At 58.9% G+C, this 21,440-nt stretch carries 19 protein-coding genes; 14 read left to right on the forward strand and 5 right to left on the reverse strand.

Features of this window, described 5'->3' with window-relative positions; translation table 11 throughout:
* Nucleotides 1–672, reverse strand: coding sequence for an N-acetylmuramate alpha-1-phosphate uridylyltransferase MurU (gene murU / locus PspS49_RS26800; protein WP_127929993.1), 672 nt, complete (start codon nucleotides 670–672; stop codon nucleotides 1–3).
* Complete coding sequence (locus tag PspS49_RS26805) at nucleotides 669–1,688, reverse strand: phosphotransferase (RefSeq protein ID WP_160042066.1); 1,020 nt, start codon at nucleotides 1,686–1,688, stop codon at nucleotides 669–671. Before PspS49_RS26805 ends, murU begins: the two co-directional genes overlap by 4 nt.
* Nucleotides 1,689–1,818: 130 nt before the next feature.
* On the opposite strand from PspS49_RS26805, the gene PspS49_RS26810 reads away from it, so the two are divergent.
* The 11 genes from PspS49_RS26810 (at nucleotide 1,819) to PspS49_RS26860 (ending at nucleotide 15,915) form a co-directional block, all read left to right on the forward strand.
* Nucleotides 1,819–4,620, forward strand: a complete 2,802-nt coding sequence (locus PspS49_RS26810) for an LPS-assembly protein LptD (RefSeq protein ID WP_127929995.1) — start codon at nucleotides 1,819–1,821, stop codon at nucleotides 4,618–4,620.
* Nucleotides 4,601–5,917, forward strand: coding sequence for a peptidylprolyl isomerase SurA (surA, locus tag PspS49_RS26815; protein WP_150749667.1), 1,317 nt, complete (start codon nucleotides 4,601–4,603; stop codon nucleotides 5,915–5,917). Before PspS49_RS26810 ends, surA begins: the two co-directional genes overlap by 20 nt.
* Nucleotides 5,914–6,903, forward strand: a complete 990-nt coding sequence (gene pdxA / locus PspS49_RS26820) for a 4-hydroxythreonine-4-phosphate dehydrogenase PdxA (protein ID WP_160042068.1) — start codon at nucleotides 5,914–5,916, stop codon at nucleotides 6,901–6,903. The genes surA and pdxA overlap by 4 nt, the downstream gene beginning before the upstream one ends.
* Nucleotides 6,900–7,718, forward strand: a complete 819-nt coding sequence (gene rsmA, locus PspS49_RS26825; RefSeq protein WP_038363334.1) for a 16S rRNA (adenine(1518)-N(6)/adenine(1519)-N(6))-dimethyltransferase RsmA — start codon at nucleotides 6,900–6,902, stop codon at nucleotides 7,716–7,718. The genes pdxA and rsmA overlap by 4 nt, the downstream gene beginning before the upstream one ends.
* 113 nt (nucleotides 7,719–7,831) lie before the next feature.
* The gene (gene apaG, locus PspS49_RS26830) at nucleotides 7,832–8,212 is read left to right on the forward strand and encodes a Co2+/Mg2+ efflux protein ApaG (RefSeq protein WP_160042070.1); all 381 of its coding nucleotides are present in this window, start codon (nucleotides 7,832–7,834) and stop codon (nucleotides 8,210–8,212) included.
* A complete protein-coding gene (locus PspS49_RS26835) occupies nucleotides 8,212–9,093 on the forward strand; it encodes a symmetrical bis(5'-nucleosyl)-tetraphosphatase (RefSeq protein WP_160042072.1) in 882 nt (293 codons plus the stop codon). Before apaG ends, PspS49_RS26835 begins: the two co-directional genes overlap by 1 nt.
* Nucleotides 9,094–9,126: 33 nt before the next feature.
* Nucleotides 9,127–9,456 (forward strand): thiosulfate sulfurtransferase GlpE, encoded by a 330-nt coding sequence (gene glpE / locus PspS49_RS26840; protein ID WP_150749669.1) that lies wholly within the window; start codon nucleotides 9,127–9,129, stop codon nucleotides 9,454–9,456.
* 297 nt (nucleotides 9,457–9,753) lie between these two features.
* Nucleotides 9,754–11,676 carry a PrkA family serine protein kinase gene (locus tag PspS49_RS26845; protein WP_007910115.1) on the forward strand — a complete coding sequence of 641 codons (1,923 nt, stop codon included), beginning with the start codon at nucleotides 9,754–9,756 and terminating at the stop codon, nucleotides 11,674–11,676.
* 121 nt (nucleotides 11,677–11,797) lie between these two features.
* Nucleotides 11,798–13,069: a YeaH/YhbH family protein gene (locus tag PspS49_RS26850; protein ID WP_007910114.1), complete on the forward strand. Its 1,272-nt coding sequence runs from the start codon at nucleotides 11,798–11,800 to the stop codon at nucleotides 13,067–13,069.
* Complete coding sequence (locus PspS49_RS26855) at nucleotides 13,066–14,628, forward strand: SpoVR family protein (protein ID WP_127930000.1); 1,563 nt, start codon at nucleotides 13,066–13,068, stop codon at nucleotides 14,626–14,628. Before PspS49_RS26850 ends, PspS49_RS26855 begins: the two co-directional genes overlap by 4 nt.
* A 63-nt stretch (nucleotides 14,629–14,691) precedes the next feature.
* On the forward strand, nucleotides 14,692–15,915 hold the full coding sequence (locus tag PspS49_RS26860) for a multifunctional CCA addition/repair protein (protein ID WP_160042074.1): 1,224 nt from the start codon (nucleotides 14,692–14,694) through the stop codon (nucleotides 15,913–15,915).
* A 90-nt stretch (nucleotides 15,916–16,005) separates the two neighbouring features.
* Here the strand turns inward: PspS49_RS26860 and folK are convergent, their stop codons facing one another.
* Nucleotides 16,006–16,521, reverse strand: coding sequence for a 2-amino-4-hydroxy-6-hydroxymethyldihydropteridine diphosphokinase (gene folK / locus PspS49_RS26865; RefSeq protein WP_160042076.1), 516 nt, complete (start codon nucleotides 16,519–16,521; stop codon nucleotides 16,006–16,008).
* The gene (gene folB, locus PspS49_RS26870; protein ID WP_160042078.1) at nucleotides 16,512–16,868 is read right to left on the reverse strand and encodes a dihydroneopterin aldolase; all 357 of its coding nucleotides are present in this window, start codon (nucleotides 16,866–16,868) and stop codon (nucleotides 16,512–16,514) included. Before folB ends, folK begins: the two co-directional genes overlap by 10 nt.
* Before the next feature lie 74 nt (nucleotides 16,869–16,942).
* Between folB and plsY the strand changes: the two genes are divergently transcribed.
* Nucleotides 16,943–17,512: a glycerol-3-phosphate 1-O-acyltransferase PlsY gene (gene plsY / locus PspS49_RS26875; protein WP_064390790.1), complete on the forward strand. Its 570-nt coding sequence runs from the start codon at nucleotides 16,943–16,945 to the stop codon at nucleotides 17,510–17,512.
* Nucleotides 17,513–17,535: 23 nt separating this feature from the next.
* Here plsY and tsaD read toward each other — a convergent pair whose 3' ends face one another.
* Nucleotides 17,536–18,561 (reverse strand): tRNA (adenosine(37)-N6)-threonylcarbamoyltransferase complex transferase subunit TsaD, encoded by a 1,026-nt coding sequence (tsaD, locus tag PspS49_RS26880; protein ID WP_034155077.1) that lies wholly within the window; start codon nucleotides 18,559–18,561, stop codon nucleotides 17,536–17,538.
* 199 nt (nucleotides 18,562–18,760) lie between these two features.
* Here tsaD and rpsU point away from each other — a divergent pair, with 199 nt between their 5' ends.
* Nucleotides 18,761–18,976 (forward strand): 30S ribosomal protein S21, encoded by a 216-nt coding sequence (gene rpsU / locus PspS49_RS26885; protein WP_002551877.1) that lies wholly within the window; start codon nucleotides 18,761–18,763, stop codon nucleotides 18,974–18,976.
* A gap of 486 nt (nucleotides 18,977–19,462) precedes the next feature.
* Nucleotides 19,463–21,427 (forward strand): DNA primase, encoded by a 1,965-nt coding sequence (dnaG, locus tag PspS49_RS26890; protein ID WP_127930004.1) that lies wholly within the window; start codon nucleotides 19,463–19,465, stop codon nucleotides 21,425–21,427.
* Nucleotides 21,428–21,440: the final 13 nt, after the last annotated feature.

Consider the following 21,440-nt stretch of genomic DNA (forward strand, 5'->3'; position numbering starts at 1 on the left):
TCAGCGACTCGCTTCTATCAAGGTTTCAGCTTCTGCCAGACGCTCGTGCGTACCGACATCGACCCAGTGACCTTTCAGACGCTCGCCCGTGACTTCGCCAGCCGCCATGGCGTTGCGCAACAGCGGTGCCAGTTTGAAAGCACCGTCGGCGCAGCCGTCGAACAACTGAGGATGCAGCACCGCGATGCCGCTGTAGGTCAGGGTTGCAGCGTCCGGCTGACCGTCGTGCACCTTGCCATCGACCAAAGTGAAATCTCCACTCGGGTGATGCGCCGGGTTGTCCGCCAGCACCAGATGCGCCAGACCGGTGATCGGCTGGTGCAGGACGCTGAAGTCGTAATCGGTCCAGATATCACCGTTGACCACCAGAAACGCGTCATCGCCAAGCAACGGCAGCGCCCGGAAAATCCCGCCGCCGGTTTCCAGCGGTTCACCTTCCGGCGAATACTGAATGCTCACGCCAAACTGCGAACCGTCGCCCAGATAATCTTCGATCTGCTGACCGAGCCAGGCATGATTGATCACGATCTCGTTGAAGCCGGCCGCCGCGAGGGCACGCAGGTGGTATTCGATCAGAGGAACGCCGCCGGCACGCACCAGCGGTTTCGGCGTGGTCAGGGTCAGCGGGCGCATGCGCTCGCCTTTGCCTGCAGCCAGAATCATTGCCTTCATGCTGTTGCTCCACCCCGCAGGCTGGTGAGCAGCGTTTGCAGCTCCGCCAGTTCCGGACGACGCGCAATCACCGCTTCTATATAAGAGAAGAAACGCGGCACGTCGGCCAGATAACGCGGCTTGCCATCGCGATGGCAGATGCGCGCAAAGATGCCGATGACTTTCAGGTGGCGCTGCACGCCCATCAGGTCGCTGGCACGCAGGAAGTCTTCGAAGTCCGGCTGCACCGGAATATTCAGCGCCGAGGCTTGTTGCCAATAACTTTCCAGCCAGCCACGTACGCGTTCTTCAGGCCAGCTGAGGAAGGCGTCCTTGAACAGACAAGTCACGTCGTAGGTCACCGGGCCGTAAACCGCATCCTGGAAATCCAGCACGCCGGGATTCGGCTCGCTGAGCATCAGGTTGCGCGGCATGTAGTCGCGGTGAACCAGCACTTTCGGCTGGGCCAGGGCGCTGTCGATCAGCAGATTGCTGACTTGTTGCCATTGTTGTTGCTGAATTGAATCGAACTCGACGCCGAGTTCGCGCTTCACGTACCACTCGGGAAACAGTTCCAGCTCACGGCGCAGCAACGCAACGTCGTAACTCGGCAACGGTGCAACCATCGGCAACTGCTGAAAAGCCAGCAGCGCTTGCAGGGCATCGTTGAACAATTGATCGGCATTTTCGCCATCGATCACGTCGAGATAGGTCTTGCTGCCCAGGTCATTGAGCAAAAGAAATCCGCGATCGAGGTCTTCGGCATAAATTTTCGGCACATTTATTCCGGATTTCGCCAGCAAAAAGGCGATATCCACGAACGGTTTGCAGTTTTCCTGGGGCGGCGGTGCGTCCATTACGACAAAGCTGCGACCCTCCCCTTCCCAGCGGAAGTAACGGCGAAAGCTCGCGTCGCTGCTGGCCGCGGTCAACGTGGCCGGGGGCACGGTGCCCCAGCCCTGATCTGCAAACAGGATTGCCAACTGCTCATCGAGCCAAACTTTCAGGTGTTGCAAGCGTACATCTTGATCAGGCATTGCAAGGGTCTCCGACGGCGCTAGCCGTCAAGCGGGTCATGCTTTATTATCCAGCATCTTTTTCAGACCATCGAGAGGCGTGCGGCCCACACCGCGGGCAGATGGCACGCAGGAAGCCCGGACTAATAAGATGGCATTGAAATCCCCCGCGTTTCGTAAAAAATTTCCGTTGTTGGTAACCGGCAGTCTGCTGGCTATGCAACCTCTGGCCAGTCAATTCGTTGTTGCCGCCGAGCAGTATGACTGCTCCGTCTCGGCTTCGGGTGGTTGGGCCTGTGCGCCCAAATCAACCGCTGCTGCGTTGCCGCCGCGTCCGGTGCATGACGGCAGTGCCGTCAGCGCTACCGGCGAAGCCGCGACCGAGAACGGTTCGGTTGCCGACACAGCCCCTAAAACGGCACTCGTCACCGAAGCCAAAGGCCGCGGTCTGAAATCCCGTAGCGAAGACTTCAGTCACCTCGACTGGGTTCCGCGCGAGAAACTCACCGCCGCCCAACTGGCCGAGACCGGGCCTTACTGCTCTGGTGCCTATATCGAACCGATTCGTCCTGGCATGAATGACAAGACGAACAAAAGCGATGCACCGACCTTTATCGGCGCAAAAGCCTCGCGCTATAACACCGATGATCAAGTCGGTACGCTGGCCGGCGATGTCGTCCTGCGTCAGGGCAGCATGCAGGTCGAATCCGACGAGGCCAGCCTGTATCAGGCCGAGAGCCGCGCCGAACTCAATGGCGATGTGCGCATCCGCGACAACGGCGCGCTGATCGTTGGCGACCATGCCGATGTGCAGCTCGACACCGGTGAAGCCAAAGTCGACAACGCCGAATACGTGATGCACAAATCGCGTATCCGCGGCAACGCGCTGTACGCCAAGCGTGCGGAAAACGCGATCATCCGCTTGAAGGACGGCACGTACACCACGTGCGAACCGAACAGCAATGCCTGGCAGCTCAAGGGCAACAACATCACCTTGAACCCGGCCACCGGTTTCGGTACCGCGACCAACGTGACGTTGCGCGTAAAAGACATTCCGATTCTTTACACGCCGTACATCTATTTCCCGATCGACGACCGTCGCCAGTCGGGCTTCCTGCCGCCGACCATTGGCAGCGGCACCGATACCGGCTTCATGCTGGTTACACCGTACTACTTCAACCTGGCGCCGAACTATGACGCCACGTTGTACCCGCGCTACATGAGCAAGCGCGGCATGCTGGTGGAAGGCGAATTCCGTTACCTGACCAAGTCGAGTGAAGGTCAGTTCGGTGCCGCCTACCTCAATGATGAAGACGATGATCGCAAGCGACAGTCCGACTACAACGAGACTCGCTACATGTACAACTGGCAGCACAAGGGCGGTCTCGACTCCCGTGTGTTCACTCAGGTTGACTACACCAAGATCAGCGATCCGTACTACTTCCAGGACCTGCAAACCGATCAGATTGGCGTGAAGTCCAGCGACTTCGTCAACCAACAGGGTCTGGTTTCCTACCGTGGTGATTCGTACACCGCCACGTTGAATGCCCAGCAATACCAGCTCGCAACCGTTTCGAACCTGACGCCGTACGGCCGTCTGCCGCAGATCACCTTCAACGGTCAGCTGCCGTACCACCCGGAAGGTCTGAATTTCGATTACGAGACCGAGCTTGTCCGTTTCGACCGTGACCTGAGAAGTGGCACCTTTGTACAGGAAGACGGCGTCACTACCGAGTCGCGCCTGGACAACAACATCACGGGTCTGGCACGTGCCAATGGCGACCGCTTGAATCTCAAGCCGGGTGTCAGCCTGCCAATGAACTGGACCTATGGCTTCTTGAAGCCATCGCTGAAATACCAGTACACCCAATATCAGCTGGATCTGGACAACACCGGCAAATCGCAGATTGATGCGATGACAGCTGAACAGAAAAAGCTCAACGGCGAATTCGACAGCAACCAGAACCGTGGTGTACCGATCGCCAGCATCGACGGCGGGCTGTATTTCGACCGCAATACCCAGTACTTTGGCAAAAACTATCGTCAGACTCTGGAACCACGCCTGTTCTACCTTTATGTACCCGAGGTCGACCAGGAAGACATTCCAGTATTCGACACCAGCGAATACACCTTCAACTACGCTTCGCTGTTCCGCGACAACCGTTTCTCTGGCTCCGACCGCGTCGGCGACGAGAACAAACTGTCGCTGGGCGTTACCAGCCGCTGGATCGAAGACAACGGTTTCGAACGTCAACGCATCAGTGTTGGTCAGGCGTTGTACTTCAAGGATCGCAAGGTTCAATTGCCTGGCATCGCATTCAACGATCGTGACGACGCGAAATCCAACGTCTCGCCATACGCTCTGGAATACGAATACCGCTGGAACCGCGATTGGCGCACCACGGCCGATTACAACTGGGATCCGGACAGCCGCAGCCCGCGCTCCGGCAGCGCGATGTTCCACTACCAGCCTGAAGACAACCCGAACAAGGTTATCAACGTCGGTTATCGCTATCGCAACGACCAGATCCGTTACGACCAGAACACCGGTAAATGGACAGTGGGTGGTGGCGACTACGGCACTCCTGGTCAGCCTGGCTACGTGAAGGACTACTACAAGATCCAGCAGCATGACTTCTCGGTCATCTGGCCGATCGTTCCGCAGTGGAACGCCATCAGCCGCTGGCAGTACGACTACAACCGCAACCGTACCCTGGAAGCCTTCGGTGGTTTCGAGTACGACAACTGCTGCTGGAAACTGCGCCTGATCAACCGTTACTGGGTTTCCTATGACGAGTTCAGCCAGGAAGCCCCGCAAAACGAAAAAGGCGACCATGGCATCTTCCTCCAAATTGTTCTGAAGGGACTCGGCGGCCTCACTGGCGCCAAGGTAGAGAGCTTCCTCGACAAAGGCATTCAAGGTTATCGTGAACGTGAAGACCAAGCTTTCTGATTGTCTGCGCCCGCTGATGCTGGGCGCGCTGTTCCTGGGTACTGCGGCTAACGCCGCAGTACAGTCCATCGACAAAGTGGTAGCGATCGTCGACAACGACGTGGTCATGCAGAGTCAACTGGACCAGCGCGTCCACGAAGTGCAGCAGACCATCGCCAAGCGTGGCGGTGGCTTGCCGCCTCCTGGCGTACTGGATCAACAGGTGCTCGAACGCCTGATCGTCGAAAACCTGCAACTGCAGATTGGCGACCGCTCCGGCATCCGCATCACCGATGAAGAACTGAACCAGGCGGTCGGCACCATTGCCCAGCGCAACAACATGTCGATTGAGCAGTTCCGCGCTGCTCTGGCTCGCGACGGCCTGAACTATGACGACGCCCGTGATCAGATCAAGCGCGAGATGATCATCAGCCGTGTGCGTCAGCGCCGCGTGGCAGAACGCATTCAGGTCTCCGAGCAGGAAGTGAAGAACTTCCTCGCTTCTGACCTCGGCAAAATGCAACTGTCCGAAGAACTGCACCTGGCCAACATCCTGATCCCGACGCCGGAAAGCGCCAACTCTGACGCGATTCAGAGTGCTGCCCGTCAGGCCATGGAGGTTTACCAGCAGCTCAAGCAAGGCGCTGACTTCGGCCAAATGGCCGTTGCCAAATCCGGCAGCGACAACGCACTGGAAGGCGGCGATATGGGCTGGCGTAAAGCCGCGCAACTGCCACCTCCGTTCGACCGCGAGTTGAGCAGCATGGCCGTCGGCGACATCACTCAGCCTGCGCGCACACCGGGTGGTTTCATCATCCTCAAGCTGCTGGCCAAACGTGGTGGCGAAGCGCAGATGCGTGACGAAGTGCATGTCCGTCACATCCTGGTCAAGCCGAGCCCGATCCGCGACGAAGCCAAAACCAAAGCCTTGGTGCAATCGCTGTATGAGCGCATCCTGGCCGGTGAAGATTTCGCCACTCTGGCGAAAAGCTACTCCGAAGACCCGGGTTCCGCCCTCAACGGCGGCGACCTGAACTGGATCGACCCGAACGCATTGGTTCCGGAATTCCGCGAGGTGATGGCCAAGACCCCACAAGGTCAGCTGTCCAAGCCGTTCCAGACTCAATATGGCTGGCACGTTCTGGAAGTCCTTGGCCGTCGCGCCACCGACAGCACCGAACAAGCCCGCGAGCAGCAAGCCATGACCGTACTGCGTAACCGCAAATACGACGAAGAGCTGCAAACCTGGCTGCGTCAGATCCGTGACGAAGCGTACGTAGAGATCAAACTCCCTGGTGCAGACCAGGCAGCGCAGTGAAACCCCAGCGTTTCGCGCTGACACCCGGCGAACCAGCCGGCATCGGTCCCGACCTGTGCCTGCTGCTCGCCTCGCAAGCCCAGCCACATCCCCTGATTGCCATCACCAGCCGCGACCTGCTCCTTGAGCGGGCCGCGCAACTGGGGCTGGCTGTCACTTTGCTGGATGTTGCGCCTGGTAGTTGGCCGGATGCCCCGGCGCCCGCCAACAGCCTGTACGTCTGGGATACTCCGCTTAGCGCCCCCGTGGTGGCTGGGCGCCTGGACAAGGCCAATGCGGCTTTCGTCCTCGAAACCCTGACCCGCGCCGGCAACGGCTGCCTGAACGGCGACTTCGCCGGAATGATCACCGCCCCTGTGCACAAGGGCGTGATCAACGAGTCCGGCATCGCCTTTTCCGGGCACACGGAATTCCTCGCTGATCTGACCCACACCGCCCAAGTGGTTATGATGCTCGCCACCCGCGGTTTGCGCGTCGCACTGGTCACCACTCACCTGCCCCTGCGCGAGATTGCCGATGCGATCACGCCAGAACGGCTGGAGCGGGTCACGCGGATTCTGCACCACGACCTGCAAAACAAATTCGGCATCGCCCAGCCACGCATCCTGGTCTGCGGACTCAACCCGCACGCCGGTGAAGGCGGCCACCTGGGCCATGAAGAAATCGACATCATTGAACCGACATTAGAGCGCCTGCGCGGCGAGGGCATGGATCTTCGTGGCCCGCTGCCCGCCGACACTCTGTTTACCCCCAAATATCTGGAGCACTGCGACGCAGTGCTGGCGATGTACCACGACCAAGGCTTGCCTGTGCTCAAGTACAAAGGCTTCGGCGCTGCCGTCAACGTGACCCTTGGTCTGCCGATCATCCGCACGTCGGTCGATCACGGCACTGCCCTGGACCTGGCCGGCAGCGGCAAGATCGACACCGGCAGCCTGCAAGTCGCCCTGGAAACCGCCTACCAGATGGCCGAGACCCGTTTATGACCGAGCAATACCAACACAAGGCGCGCAAACGCTTTGGCCAGAATTTCCTGCACGATGCCGGCGTTATCGACCGCATCCTGCGCTCCATCAGCGCCAAGTCTGAAGACCGCCTGCTGGAAATCGGCCCGGGCCAGGGTGCACTGACCGCCGGCCTGCTGTCCTCCGGCGCACAACTGGACGTGGTGGAGCTGGACAAGGATCTGATCCCGATCCTCAACCAGCAGTTTGCCGGCAAGAGCAACTTCAACCTGCATCAGGGTGATGCACTAAAGTTCGACTTCAACACGCTCAATGCCGCGCCGAACAGCCTGCGTGTGGTCGGCAACCTGCCGTACAACATCTCCACGCCGCTGATTTTTCATCTGCTGAACAACGCCGGCATCATTCGCGACATGCATTTCATGCTGCAGAAAGAAGTGGTCGAGCGTCTGGCCGCTGGCCCGGGCGGCGGTGACTGGGGTCGTCTGTCGATCATGGTTCAGTACCATTGCCGCGTAGAGCACCTGTTCAACGTTGGCCCGGGCGCATTCAACCCGCCACCTAAAGTTGATTCGGCGATCGTTCGTCTGGTGCCGCACGCCGTGCTTCCACACCCGGCCAAGGATCACAAGCTGCTGGAGCGCGTTGTGCGCGAAGCCTTCAACCAGCGTCGCAAAACCTTGCGTAACACCCTCAAGCAATTGCTCAGCAACGCTGAAATCGAAGCCGCCGGCGTCGATGGCAGCCTGCGTCCGGAGCAACTGGATCTGGCCGCATTCGTACGTCTGGCCGACCAGCTCGCGGTACAAGTCCCGGCCTCCCCTGCCGCCGACTGATAAACGATGAACGCTATCGGGCAGGACGCCACTCTGGTTTACTGCCCGATACTTGCCTAGACTGACTCCCCATCAGCTACGCCCCGCGTTCCGCTTCGTTTAAGGCCTCTTGCATGTCCGATTCCCGTTACCAGGTCGATGTCAGCGTCGTTACCCACTATCTGGCAGACCAATCGCAACCCGAGCACGACCGCTTCGCCTTCGCCTACACCATCACCGTGCAGAACAATGGCGAGCAGCCCGCACGCCTGATGTCGCGGCACTGGGTGATCACCGACGGTGATGGCCATGTCGAAGAAGTGCGTGGTGCAGGCGTAGTAGGTCAGCAACCGTTGATCGATGCCGGCCAGAGCCACACCTACAGTAGCGGCACGGTAATGACCACCAAGGTAGGCACCATGCAAGGCACCTATGAAATGGTCGCCACTGACGGCAAACATTTTGACGCGATCATCAAACCCTTCCGCCTCGCCGTGCCCGGATCTTTGCACTGATGGCGACGTATGCCGTCGGCGACCTGCAAGGCTGCCTCGAACCGCTGAAATGCCTGCTCAAGCAAGTCGCGTTCGACCCGGCACTCGATCGGCTCTGGCTGGTCGGCGATCTGGTCAACCGTGGCCCGCAATCACTGGAAACCCTGCGTTTTCTGCATGGCATGCGTGAATCGCTGGTCTGCGTACTCGGCAACCACGACCTGCATCTGCTGGCCGCGGCCAGAAATATCGAGCGCTTGAAGAAGTCCGACACGCTGCGCGAGATTCTCGAAGCGCCGGACTGCGCTGAATTGCTTGAATGGGTGCGACAGCAAAAGCTCATGCACTACGACGAGCAGCGTAATGTCGCCATGGTCCACGCCGGCATTCCGCCGCAATGGTCGCTGAGCCGCGCGCTGAAGTGCGCCGGCGAAGTCGAAACCGCCCTGCGTGACGACAACCTGCTCCCCGCCTACCTCGACGGCATGTACGGTAACGACCCGGCGAAATGGGACAACGACCTCAAAGGCGTCACGCGCCTGCGCGTCATCACCAACTACTTCACGCGCATGCGCTTCTGCACCGCCGAAGGCAAGCTCGACCTCAAGAGCAAGGAAGGCCTCGACACCGCTCCACCCGGTTACAAACCTTGGTTCCAGCACAGAGAGCGCAAGACCAAAGGCCTGCGCATCATCTTCGGCCACTGGGCGGCACTCGAAGGCAATATCCATGAGCCAGGCATCTCGGCGCTGGACACCGGTTGTGTCTGGGGCGGCAGTCTGACCCTGATGAACGTCGACAGCGGCGAACGCCTGTCATGCAAATGCGATGAACACGGCGGCCTCGCCCCGACCGTCGCACCACTTATCCCCGAAACTTCGCCAGTCAGCGCGCCGCGTTAGACTGCGCTTTCAGCCGAGTAACAGGAACCCGCCATGAGCGAATTCAAACGAATCCCCCCGGAACAGGCCCAGGCCCTGCGTGAACAAGGTGCTGTCGTTGTAGACGTGCGCGACCCAGCGACTTTTGCCGCGCTGCACATCAGCGGCTCGAAGCATCTGGACAACCATTCGCTGCACGCCTTCATCCAGGGCGCCGACCTGGATGCGCCGACTGTGGTCGTCTGCTATCACGGTAATTCCAGCCAGGGCGCTGCGGCGTACCTGATCAGCCAAGGCTTTTCTGACGTCTACAGCATGGATGGCGGCTTTGAGCTGTGGCGTACGACTTATCCTGCAGAAACCGCGCAAGGCACCACCGAATAATTTTTTTGTCACGCGCAGGCCCCGGCTCCCGTGGGCCCGCGCGGGCAGACGAACGGTCTTGCCACAACTAATTACGTATCTCGCCTTTACCTCCCGAATTCCCAACTATCCTTAAGCCCAGGCCATCCAAAACAGGGGAGAGCCGGTACACCGGCGCACGGGTCATCGGGAGTGACTTTCACGATTGTCGATCGTGAAAGTGTTCTGGGGGGTAAACAAACAGCTGCCAAAACGGTTGTTTGCCAGCATCGACTGAGTGATCCGGCGTCGGCTCCACGTATCGAGCGAGGTGACGTCATGAGTATCTTTAGCCACTTCCAACAACGCTTCGAGTCCACACGCCAGGAAGAACTCTCGCTGCAAGAGTACCTGGAGCTGTGCAAAAAAGACCGTAGCGCCTACGTTTCCGCCGCCGAGCGTCTATTGCTGGCCATCGGTGAGCCGGAACTGCTCGACACCTCGACCAACTCGAGGCTGTCACGCATCTTCTCCAACAAGGTGATCCGTCGCTATCCGGCCTTTGAAGACTTCCACGGGATGGAAGAATGCATCGACCAGATCGTCTCGTATTTCCGCCACGCCGCCCAAGGCCTGGAAGAGAAGAAACAGATTCTCTATCTGCTCGGCCCCGTCGGCGGCGGTAAATCGTCGCTGGCCGAGAAGCTGAAACAGTTGATCGAAAAAGTGCCCTTCTACGCAATCAAGGGCTCGCCCGTATTCGAATCGCCGCTGGGTCTGTTCAACGCCACCGAAGATGGCGCGATCCTCGAAGAAGACTTCGGTATCCCACGGCGATATCTGAACACCATCATGTCGCCATGGGCGACCAAACGCCTGGCCGAATTTGGCGGCGACATCAGCCAGTTCCGCGTGGTCAAACTGTACCCGTCGATCCTTAATCAGATCGCCGTGGCCAAGACCGAACCGGGCGACGAGAACAACCAGGACATTTCCGCACTGGTTGGTAAGGTCGACATCCGCAAACTCGAGGAATACCCACAGAACGACGCCGACGCCTACAGCTACTCCGGTGCGCTGTGCCGGGCCAACCAGGGCCTGATGGAATTCGTCGAAATGTTCAAGGCACCGATCAAGGTGCTGCACCCATTGCTGACCGCGACTCAGGAAGGCAACTACAACAGTACCGAAGGCCTCGGCGCGATTCCGTTCACCGGGATCCTGCTCGCTCACTCCAACGAATCGGAATGGCACACCTTCCGCAACAACAAGAACAACGAAGCGTTCATCGACCGGATCTACATCGTCAAAGTGCCGTACTGCCTACGCGTCAGTGACGAGGTGAAGATCTACGACAAACTGCTGTTCAACAGCTCCCTGGCCAAAGCGCATTGCGCGCCAGACACCTTGAAGATGCTCGCCCAGTTCACCGTGCTTTCGCGCCTCAAGGAGCCGGAAAACTCCAACATCTATTCGAAGATGCGCGTCTACGACGGCGAAAACCTCAAGGACACCGATCCGAAGGCCAAGTCGATTCAGGAATACCGCGACTCGGCAGGTGTCGATGAAGGCATGAATGGTCTGTCGACCCGCTTCGCCTTCAAGATCCTGTCCAAGGTGTTCAACTTCGATCCGCACGAAATCGCCGCCAACCCGGTGCACTTGCTCTATGTGCTGGAACAGCAGATCGAACAGGAACAGTTCCAGGCCGAAACCCGCGAGCGCTATCTGCGCTATCTCAAGGAATACCTGGCACCGCGTTATATCGAATTCATCGGCAAGGAGATCCAGACCGCCTACCTCGAGTCTTACAGCGAGTACGGCCAGAACATCTTCGACCGCTACGTGCTGTACGCGGACTTCTGGATTCAGGATCAGGAATACCGCGATCCGGAAACCGGCGAGATCCTTAACCGTGTCGCGCTGAACGAAGAACTGGAGAAAATCGAGAAGCCGGCCGGCATCAGCAATCCGAAGGATTTCCGCAACGAGATCGTCAACTTCGTATTGCGCGCCCGCGCCAACAACAACGGCAAGAACCCGACCTGGCTCAGCTACGAAAAACTGCGGGTGGTCATCGAGAAGAAAATGTTCTCCAACACCGAAGACCTGCTGCCCGTCATCAGCTTCAACGCCAAGGCCAGCAAGGAGGATCAGCAAAAGCACAACGACTTCGTGACTCGAATGGTCGAACGCGGCTACACCGACAAACAGGTACGGCTTCTTTCCGAATGGTACCTACGGGTACGGAAGTCGCAGTGAAGCAGCTGCAAGCTTCTAGCTACAAGCTGCAAGAACAAAGCGCGTAACCCAGAGATGCCCGGGAACCTGCTTTTACTTGCAGCTTGAAGCTCACAACTTGAAGCTGCCCGGAGGGCTTCCTATGAGTTATGTGATCGACCGACGTCTCAATGGCAAGAACAAGAGCACGGTAAACCGCCAGCGTTTCCTGCGGCGCTACCGTGACCACATCAAGAAGGCTGTCGAAGAGGCGGTCAGCCGGCGCTCCATTACCGATATGGAGCACGGCGAACAGATCAGTATTCCCGGTCGCGACATCGACGAACCGGTGCTTCACCACGGCCGCGGCGGCAAGCAGACCGTGGTTCATCCCGGCAACAAGGAATTTACTGCCGGCGAACATATCGCACGGCCACCTGGAGGTGGCGGCGGACGCGGTCCGGGCAAGGCTGGCAACTCCGGCGAAGGCATGGACGAGTTCGTCTTCCAGATCACTCAGGAAGAGTTCCTCGAATTCATGTTCGAAGACCTCGAACTGCCGAACCTGGTCAAGCGTAACCTGAGCGGCACCGACACCTTCAAAACCGTACGCGCAGGGATCAGCAACGAAGGCAACCCGTCACGGATCAACATCATCCGCACCCTGCGCTCGGCGCACGCACGGCGTATCGCCCTGTCCGGCAGCAGCCGCGCGAAACTGCGCGAAGTCAAAGAGGAACTTGAGCGACTGAGACGCGAAGAGCCAGACAACTTCGGCGATATTCAGGAACTCGAAGCGGAAATCGAAAAACTCAGTGCGCGCATCCACCGCGTGCCGTTCCTCGATACGTTCGACCTGAAATACAACTTGCTGATCAAACAGCCGAACCCGAGCTCGAAAGCCGTCATGTTCTGCCTGATGGATGTTTCCGGCTCCATGACCCAGGCGACCAAGGACATCGCCAAACGCTTTTTCATCCTGTTGTACCTGTTCCTGAAACGGAACTACGACAAGATCGACGTGGTGTTCATCCGCCACCACACCAGTGCCCGGGAAGTCGACGAAGAAGAGTTTTTCTATTCGCGGGAAACCGGCGGCACCATTGTTTCCAGCGCCCTGAAACTGATGCAGGAGATCATGGCCGAGCGTTACCCGAGCAACGAGTGGAACATCTACGCGGCGCAGGCTTCCGACGGCGACAACTGGAACGATGACTCGCCGATCTGCCGTGACATTCTGATCAACCAGATCATGCCGTTTGTGCAGTACTACACTTACGTGGAGATCACCCCGCGCGAACATCAGGCCCTGTGGTACGAGTATGAACGCATCGCCGAAGCCTTCTCTGACACTTTTGCCCAGCAGCAACTGGTCTCGGCCGGGGATATCTATCCGGTCTTCCGTGAACTCTTCCAGCGCAGGTTAGTGACATGACCGCCAAAGAGCAGAAGCGCCAACCCATTTCCACCGGCTCCGAATGGACGTTCGAGCTGATCCAGACCTACGACCGCGAAATCGCCCGGATCGCGGCCCGCTATGCCCTGGATACCTATCCCAACCAGATCGAAGTGATAACCGCCGAGCAGATGATGGACGCCTATGCCTCGGTCGGCATGCCGCTGGGTTACCACCATTGGTCCTACGGCAAACACTTCCTCAGCACCGAAAAATCCTACAGCCGTGGGCAGATGGGCCTGGCCTACGAAATCGTGATCAACTCCGATCCGTGCATTGCTTACCTGATGGAAGAAAACACCATCTGCATGCAGGCGCTGGTGGTGGCGCACGCGTGCTACGGCCACAACAGCTTCTTCAAGGGCAACTACCTGTTCCGCACCTGGACCGATGCCAGCTCGATCATCGATTACCTGGTGTTTGCCAAGCAGTACATCATGCAGTGCGAGGAGCGCCACGGCATCGATGCCGTGGAAGACTTGCTCGACTCCTGCCATGCCCTGATGAACTACGGCGTCGACCGCTACAAGCGGCCGTATCCGATTTCCGCCGAAGAGGAAAGGCGGCGGCAGAAGGATCGCGAAGAGCACCTGCAGAAGCAGATCAACGATCTGTGGCGCACCATCCCCAAAGGCGCGGACAAGTACAGCGACAGGGACAACGCACGCTTCCCGGCCGAGCCGCAGGAAAACATCCTGTACTTCATCGAGAAACACGCGCCGTTGCTTGAGCCATGGCAGCGCGAGATCGTGCGGATCGTGCGCAAGATCGCCCAATATTTTTATCCACAGCGCCAGACCCAGGTGATGAACGAAGGCTGGGCGACGTTCTGGCACTACACGCTGATGAATGACCTGTACGACGAAGGTCTGGTCACCGACGGTTTCATGATGGAGTTCCTGACGTCGCACACCAGCGTGGTGTTCCAGCCGGGTTTCGACAGCCCTTACTACAGCGGCATCAACCCTTATGCACTAGGCTTCGCCATGTACCGCGACATTCGGCGCATGTGTGAAGAACCTACCGAAGAAGATCGTCACTGGTTCCCGGAAATTGCCGGGAGCGACTGGCTGTCGACCATCAAATTCGCCATGAGCAGCTTCAAGGATGAGAGTTTCATCCTGCAGTATCTGTCGCCGAAGGTGATCCGTGACCTGAAACTGTTCAGCATCATGGATGACGATCAGAAGGACGACTTGCTGGTGCCTGCGATTCATGACGAACCCGGCTACCGGATCATTCGCGAAACCCTGGCCGCGCAGTACAACCTCGGCAATCGTGAACCGAACGTGCAGATCTACAGCATTGATCGGCGCGGGGACCGTTCACTGACCTTGCGTCACCAACAGCACGATCGCAAACCGCTGGGAGACTCCACTGACGAGGTGCTTAAACATCTGCATCGCTTGTGGGGCTTCGATATCCATCTGGAAACCCTGCAAGGCGACCAGATCATGAAAACCCATCACGTTCCGCCACGCAGTGAACACAGCGAAGGGGATTACGGCCGGCTCGACCTCGCCGTCATTCATCTTTGAAACGGTTCTGGCCTCCGAAAGTCCGACACAAGAGTTATCCTGTCGGGCTAACGGAGGTTTTTTATGCAGATTTTCAAGGTTGGCGGTGCCGTACGTGATCGCTTGCTGGGCAAACCGGTTACGGACATCGATTGGGTGGTGGTCGGCGCCACAACAGAAGAAATGCTCGCCAAGGGTTATCGCCCGGTCGGCTCGGATTTCCCGGTATTTCTTCACCCAAAAAGCGGCGAGGAATACGCCCTCGCCCGCACCGAGCGTAAAAGCGGTCGCGGTTATGGCGGCTTCACCTTTCACGCCAGCCCCGAAGTCACGCTTGAAGAAGACCTGATTCGTCGCGACCTGACCATCAACGCCATGGCCGAGGACGATCAGCTGAACCTGACCGATCCGTACCATGGCCAGCGCGATCTTGAAGCTCGAATCCTGCGCCACGTTTCTCCGGCGTTCGCCGAAGATCCTCTCCGCGTTCTGCGTGTTGCCCGCTTTGCCGCGCGTTACGCCGGGCTCGGCTTCACGGTCGCGCCGGAAACCCTGGAACTGATGCGCCAGCTCAGCGAGTCCGGTGAACTGGAGGCGTTGACCGCCGAACGCAGCTGGAAAGAAATCTCCCGTGCACTGCTGGAAGATCGGCCGCAGGTATTTATTGAGGTGCTACGCGACTGCGGCGCGTTAAAGGTACTGATGCCGGAAGTCGACGCGCTTTTTGGTGTGCCACAACCGGAAGCGCATCACCCGGAAATCGATACCGGCCTGCACACACTCAGCGTGCTGGAGCAGTCGGCGCTGCACAAACAACCGCTGACCGTGCGCTGGGCTTGTCTGCTGCATGACCTCGGCAAAGGCCTGACGCCGGAAGAAGAGTGGCCACGGCACATCGCCCATGAGCACACCGGACTCAAGCTGATCAAAGCTGTCAACGAACGCTTCAAGGCGCCGAAGGATTGTCAGGAGTTAGCGCTACTGGTCGGCAAGTACCACACTCATGGACACCGGGCACTGGAGTTAAAGGCTTCGACATTGCTGGAGCTGCTGCAGAGTTTTGACGTGTATCGCCGACCGCAGCGCTTCGAAGAATTTATTGCTGCGTGCGAGATGGATGCGCGGGGACGCAAAGGGATGGAACAGAGAAGTTATCCACAGGCGGATTATTTGCGCGGCGCTGCCAAGGTTGCTCGGGAAGTCGCGGTGCAGCCGTTGCTGGAGAAGGGATTCAAGGGGCCGGAGCTGGGTGAGGCGCTGAAGCGTGAGCGACTGAAGGCGTTGAAGGCTTACAAAGAGAACGCCTGAAGCAAGATCAGAAGATCGCAGCCTGCGGCAGCTCCTACGCGGGAATATGCGTTTCTCTGCAGGAGCTGCCGCAGGCTGCGATCTTTTGCTTTAAAGATTCGGCGGGGTTAACTGCTTACCCCGCCACTCGAACGCCACCGGCGCCAGCACCTGATCAATCTGCGTCTCAGCCCACAACGTCGCGAAGCTTTTTCCCACACCCGGATGCACGCGATCCGGCGCAATCAGCGACAGCGGCCACAGCACAAAGGCATTTTTCAGAATCTCCGCGCGCGGCAGAACCAGTCCGTCGAAATTTCCCGCCAGTTCGCCATACAGCAGCACATCGATATCCAGCGGCAGCCCCTTGCGATCCGGTGCGTAGCGACCGTTGTCCGCCTCAATGAATTTCAAGCGACGATCCAGCTCCATCAGCGGCAGGTCGGTATACGCCGACACCACAAAGTTGAAGAAAGGCCCGCTTTTGATCCCGACCGGCTGGCTTTCGAACACCGCCGAACAGCGGATATCCACCAGAAACGTCGCCAAAGCGTCGAGACCAGCGCACAGATGAGTTTCGCGCTCGATATTGCTACCGAGCCCAAGGTAGATCTGAGTCAGCGACATCCGCGCTCGATCTCCACACCCACGCCGCCCTTGGCCGCGGGCACCGCACCTGGCTTGGTCAGCTTCAAGCGCACCCAAGTGATGTTGAATTCGCTCATCAACACTGCGACCAGACGCTCGGCAAAGGTCTCGACCAATTGAAACTGCGCCTGCTCGGCAAAGGCCTGGATTCGCGTGGATACGCTCGCATAGTCAAGCGCCAGGGTCAGGTCGTCACCGGCGGCGGCCGGGCGATTGTCCCAGGCGAAGCTCAGATCAAGTCGCAGGCACTGTCGGATGCCGCGCTCCCAGTCGTAGGCACCGATCACGGTGTCGACTTCCAGGCCCTCGATAAACACTCTGTCCAAGCACTTCTCTCCACTGCACGACAAGGGCGCAATGCGCCGTTAGAATCAGGGCGTCCTCGCCCGGAATAGTTAGCATGTTTTGGTTACTGGCGACTCTCGCCTACCTGCTCGGCTCGCTGTCCTTCGCCATTTTGCTCAGCCGCCTGACCGGAAACCCGGATCCGCGAATGAGTGGCTCGGGCAATGCCGGCGCCACCAACATGCTGCGCCTGGCCGGTCGCAAACTGGCGATCCTGACCCTGCTCGGTGATCTGTGCAAAGGCCTGGTGCCGGTGCTGATTGCCTCGGCAGTGGGCCTTTCGCTACAGGATCAGGCGTGGATCGGCGTGTGCGCCGTGATCGGTCACCTGTTCCCGCTGTACTTTCGCTTTCGTGGCGGCAAGGGTGTCGCCACCGCTGCCGGCATGCTGCTGGGCCTGTATCCGCCCGCCGCGCTGCTGGCAGTATGCGCCTGGTTGCTGACGTTTTACCTGACCCGCACCAGCTCGCTCGCAGCACTGATCGCCACCCCCTTGACCCTGCCGCTGCTGGCCTGGCAGGAACCGGAGGCGCTGTTGCCGATGAGCGCGCTGACACTGCTGATCGTTTGGCGCCACCGCGGCAATCTACGCGACCTGTTTGCCGGGCGCGAACGGCATTTCTGAATACCGTCCATGAGCGCCACTCATCACAGCGCCGACAACTGCTCCATCGGCCAGCGCGCCTGCACGCTGATTGCCAGACTTTCCTGCTGACCGGCCTGCAAGCGCTGGCAACCGGCAAACGCGATCATCGCGCCATTGTCGGTGCAGAACTCGGGACGGGCGTAGAACACATCACCTTTCATGTCGCCGAGCATCTTTTCCAACGAAACGCGCAAGGCTTTGTTGGCGCTGACGCCACCAGCGATCACCAGACGCTTCATGCCGGCCTGCTTCAGGGCCCGTTTGCACTTGATGGTCAAAGTCTCCACCACGGCCTGTTGGAACGCCAGCGCGATGTCGCAACGGGCTTGCTCGTTGTCGTCCCCGGCGCTGACGCACTGCTGCCAGGCGTTGAGAGCAGAGGTTTTCAGACCACTGAAGCTGAATTGCAGACCCGGGCGATCGCACATCGGACGCGGAAAGGTGAAACGTCCTGCGACGCCCTTCTCGGCCAGTTTGGCGATTTCCGGGCCACCCGGATAATTGAGGCCCATCATCTTCGCGGTTTTGTCGAACGCTTCACCGGCAGCATCGTCGAGGGTCTCGCCGAGCAGACTGTACTGGCCAATGCCATCGACCTGAACCAGCTGCGTATGACCGCCGGAAACCAACAAAGCGACGAACGGAAATTCCGGCGGTTTTGGCTCAAGCATCGGCGCCAGCAAGTGGCCTTCCATGTGGTGCACACCGAGCGCAGGAATACCCCAGGCAAAGGCCAGTGCCTGAGCACAGGAAGCACCGACCAGCAGCGCGCCAACCAGCCCAGGACCCGCGGTATAGGCGATTGCATCGATCTCGGTCGGCACGCAGTCCGCCTCGGCCAACACCTGACGGATCAAGGGCAGCATGCGTTTTACGTGGTCACGCGAGGCGAGCTCCGGCACCACACCGCCATAGGCACGGTGCAGGTCGATCTGGCTGAACAGTGCGTCGGCCAGCAGGCCACGTTCGCTGTCGTATAATGCGACGCCGGTTTCGTCGCAGGAGGTTTCTAATCCCAGTACTAGCATGGGTTTGCGCCTTGTTTAGGCTGAATTCGAAGGCGCGCATAATAGTCGCCGCGTGATGCCCCGACCAGCGGTTTTCGATCAGAGGCTTTGCATTCCGAGCGATGAGGGGTTAACATCCGCAACCCTTAAAAACCGACGTCTTCAAGTGCTCTTTTGCCGCGAGGATGTTGACCCCGGTAATGAATGAAGGTAGCTCTGGATGCCAGCCGTCAAAGTTAAAGAGAACGAACCCTTCGACGTAGCTCTGCGTCGTTTCAAGCGCTCCTGCGAAAAAGCCGGTGTACTGGCTGAAGTTCGTAGCCGCGAATTTTACGAGAAGCCAACTTCTGAGCGTAAGCGCAAAGCAGCAGCCGCTGTTAAGCGTCACGCCAAGAAAGTTCAGCGCGAACAGCGCCGCGCCGTTCGTCTGTACTAATACACAGACGTTCGTTGCAAGCTTCTTTGCCTAAGCCCGGCTCTCAGCCGGGCTAATGGCATTTGCGTAAAACGCTTGATGCTTCAACGTCGAAGCCGCACACGCGACCTAGACGAATCTGCTTCACACGTCAGACCTGGCTCTTTTGCCAGCGGTGCACGTCTTTTCTGACGAGCCTTTCAAGGCTACTGACGAGCACACCCACTGATTCCTCTCACGACGATCAGCCCAAGGCACCTGCATGCGTGCCCGCTTTATTGAGCTATCCGAGGCCCTCAACCAGCCGTCAGCGGATTCAGCGCAACACTTTCAAATAGTCGAAGACTGATGAGTACTAACGTCAGTGGATTTTCGGCAGATACACTTCCCGACAGCGATTACGCAGACGACACCGGTCGAGCCGCATATTTTGCGTGCCTACAGTAACGACCCGCGTCCGACCGCCCTTCGTATCGGACTATTTACAGCGCAGACGACGAGAACGCCATGGCCGGGCTGATTCCCCAGAGCTTCATTGACGACCTGCTGAACCGCACCGACATCGTCGACGTGGTCAGCTCGCGCGTGCAATTGAAGAAGGCCGGCAAGAACTACACCGCCTGTTGCCCGTTTCACAAAGAGAAAACCCCGTCGTTCAGCGTCAGCCCCGACAAGCAGTTCTATTACTGCTTCGGCTGCGGCGCCGGCGGCAATGCCCTCGGCTTTCTCATGGATCACGACAACCTGGATTTTCCTCAGGCTGTCGAAGACCTGGCCAAAGCCGCCGGCATGGAAATCCCTCGCGAAGAAAGCGGCCGCGAGCGCAAGCCACGGCAACCGACCGATTCGCCGCTATACCCGTTGCTCACCGCCGCCGCCGACTTTTACAAGCAGGCGCTCAAGAGCCATCCCGCCCGCAAGGCTGCCGTGGATTACCTCAAGGGCCGCGGCCTGACCGGCGAAATCGCCCGCGACTTCGGCCTCGGTTTCGCGCCGCCGGGCTGGGACAACCTGTTCAAACACTTGAGCAGTGACACACTCCAGCAGAAAGCCATGATCGACGCCGGCCTGCTGATCGAGAACGCCGAAACCGGCAAACGCTATGACCGCTTCCGCGATCGCGTGATGTTCCCGATCCGCGATACCCGTGGGCGGATCATCGCTTTCGGCGGTCGCGTGCTCGGCGACGACAAGCCGAAATACCTGAACTCACCGGAAACCCCGGTATTCCATAAAGGCCAAGAGCTCTACGGCCTTTATGAAGCGCGCAAGAACAACCGCAACCTCGACGAAATCATCGTCGTCGAAGGTTATATGGATGTCATCGCCCTCGCCCAGCAAGGCTTGAAGAATGCCGTCGCAACACTGGGCACTGCGACCAGCGAAGAACATCTGAAGCGCCTGTTCCGTGTCGTACCCAACGTACTGTTCTGCTTCGACGGCGACCAGGCCGGCCGCAACGCCGCGTGGCGCGCACTGGAAGCAACGCTGTCGAGCCTCCAGGATGGACGTCGCGCACGCTTTCTGTTTCTGCCCGAAGGCGAAGATCCGGACACCCTGGTGCGTGCCGAAGGCACTGACGCCTTCAAGGCCCGGATCAATCAGCACGCTCAGCCGCTGGCAGATTATTTCTTCCAGCAACTGACCGAAGAGGCCGATCCGCGCTCGCTCGAGGGCAAGGCCCACATGGCCACCCTCGCCGCACCGCTGATCGACAAAGTGCCTGGGGCGAACCTGCGCATCCTGATGCGTCAGCGCCTGACCGAAATTACCGGCCTGAGCAGCGAGACCGTCAGTCAGCTCGCACAAAGTGCGCCGCAGGAAGCACCGCCCGCCTACGATCCAGGCATCGATTACGACGCAATGCCGGATTACAGCGACTACCATCAGCCGCAGGCACAAGACATGTATGTGCCGCAGCAGGAGTGGACGCCGAAGAAACCCGGTGCTGGCGGTAAAAAATGGGACAAGAAGCCCTGGGACAAGAACGGCAAGCGTGGTGGTGATCGCGATCAGCAACGCCCGCGCACGCCGATTGGCGTCGAATCGCCAACCCTGACCGCCCTGCGTACGTTGCTCCATCACCCGCAACTGGCCGAGCGCGTCGAAGATGCCGGACACATTGCGGACGAGAATCAGACCAACGCCCAGTTACTTGTGGCGCTGCTCGAAGCCGTACAGAAGAATCCCAAGCTAAACTCATTTCAGTTGATCGCGCGATGGCACGGCACTGAACAGGGTCGCCTGCTCAAGGCACTGGCAGAAAAGGAATGGCTGATTGACGGAGATAACCTTGAACAACAGTTTTTCGACACCATTACTAGCTTGTCAGCCCGCCAACGCGAGCGAAATCTGGAACAGTTGCTCAGGAAAGCGCGTCAAAGCGAATTGAGCATCGAAGAGAAAAATCAACTGCGCGACCTACTAAGTCGCAATGTTTCCGCATCAAACCCGACCTCAACTGGCGCGTGAGGTCATAGCTCAG

The sequence above is a fragment of the Pseudomonas sp. S49 genome (genome assembly GCF_009866785.1).
In the GTDB taxonomy this organism is placed as follows: Bacteria; Pseudomonadota; Gammaproteobacteria; order Pseudomonadales; family Pseudomonadaceae; genus Aquipseudomonas.

Coding starts and splice junctions, on each gene's coding strand:
- murU (WP_127929993.1), bottom strand. CDS start 672: ATGAAGGCAATGATTCTGGCTGCAGGCAAAGGCGAGCGCATGCGCCCG.
- PspS49_RS26805 (WP_160042066.1), bottom strand. CDS start 1,688: ATGCCTGATCAAGATGTACGCTTGCAACACCTGAAAGTTTGGCTCGAT.
- PspS49_RS26810 (WP_127929995.1), top strand. CDS start 1,819: ATGGCATTGAAATCCCCCGCGTTTCGTAAAAAATTTCCGTTGTTGGTA.
- rsmA (WP_038363334.1), top strand. CDS start 6,900: ATGACCGAGCAATACCAACACAAGGCGCGCAAACGCTTTGGCCAGAAT.
- apaG (WP_160042070.1), top strand. CDS start 7,832: ATGTCCGATTCCCGTTACCAGGTCGATGTCAGCGTCGTTACCCACTAT.
- PspS49_RS26835 (WP_160042072.1), top strand. CDS start 8,212: ATGGCGACGTATGCCGTCGGCGACCTGCAAGGCTGCCTCGAACCGCTG.
- glpE (WP_150749669.1), top strand. CDS start 9,127: ATGAGCGAATTCAAACGAATCCCCCCGGAACAGGCCCAGGCCCTGCGT.
- PspS49_RS26845 (WP_007910115.1), top strand. CDS start 9,754: ATGAGTATCTTTAGCCACTTCCAACAACGCTTCGAGTCCACACGCCAG.
- PspS49_RS26850 (WP_007910114.1), top strand. CDS start 11,798: ATGAGTTATGTGATCGACCGACGTCTCAATGGCAAGAACAAGAGCACG.
- PspS49_RS26855 (WP_127930000.1), top strand. CDS start 13,066: ATGACCGCCAAAGAGCAGAAGCGCCAACCCATTTCCACCGGCTCCGAA.
- PspS49_RS26860 (WP_160042074.1), top strand. CDS start 14,692: ATGCAGATTTTCAAGGTTGGCGGTGCCGTACGTGATCGCTTGCTGGGC.
- folK (WP_160042076.1), bottom strand. CDS start 16,521: ATGTCGCTGACTCAGATCTACCTTGGGCTCGGTAGCAATATCGAGCGC.
- plsY (WP_064390790.1), top strand. CDS start 16,943: ATGTTTTGGTTACTGGCGACTCTCGCCTACCTGCTCGGCTCGCTGTCC.
- tsaD (WP_034155077.1), bottom strand. CDS start 18,561: ATGCTAGTACTGGGATTAGAAACCTCCTGCGACGAAACCGGCGTCGCA.
- rpsU (WP_002551877.1), top strand. CDS start 18,761: ATGCCAGCCGTCAAAGTTAAAGAGAACGAACCCTTCGACGTAGCTCTG.
- dnaG (WP_127930004.1), top strand. CDS start 19,463: ATGGCCGGGCTGATTCCCCAGAGCTTCATTGACGACCTGCTGAACCGC.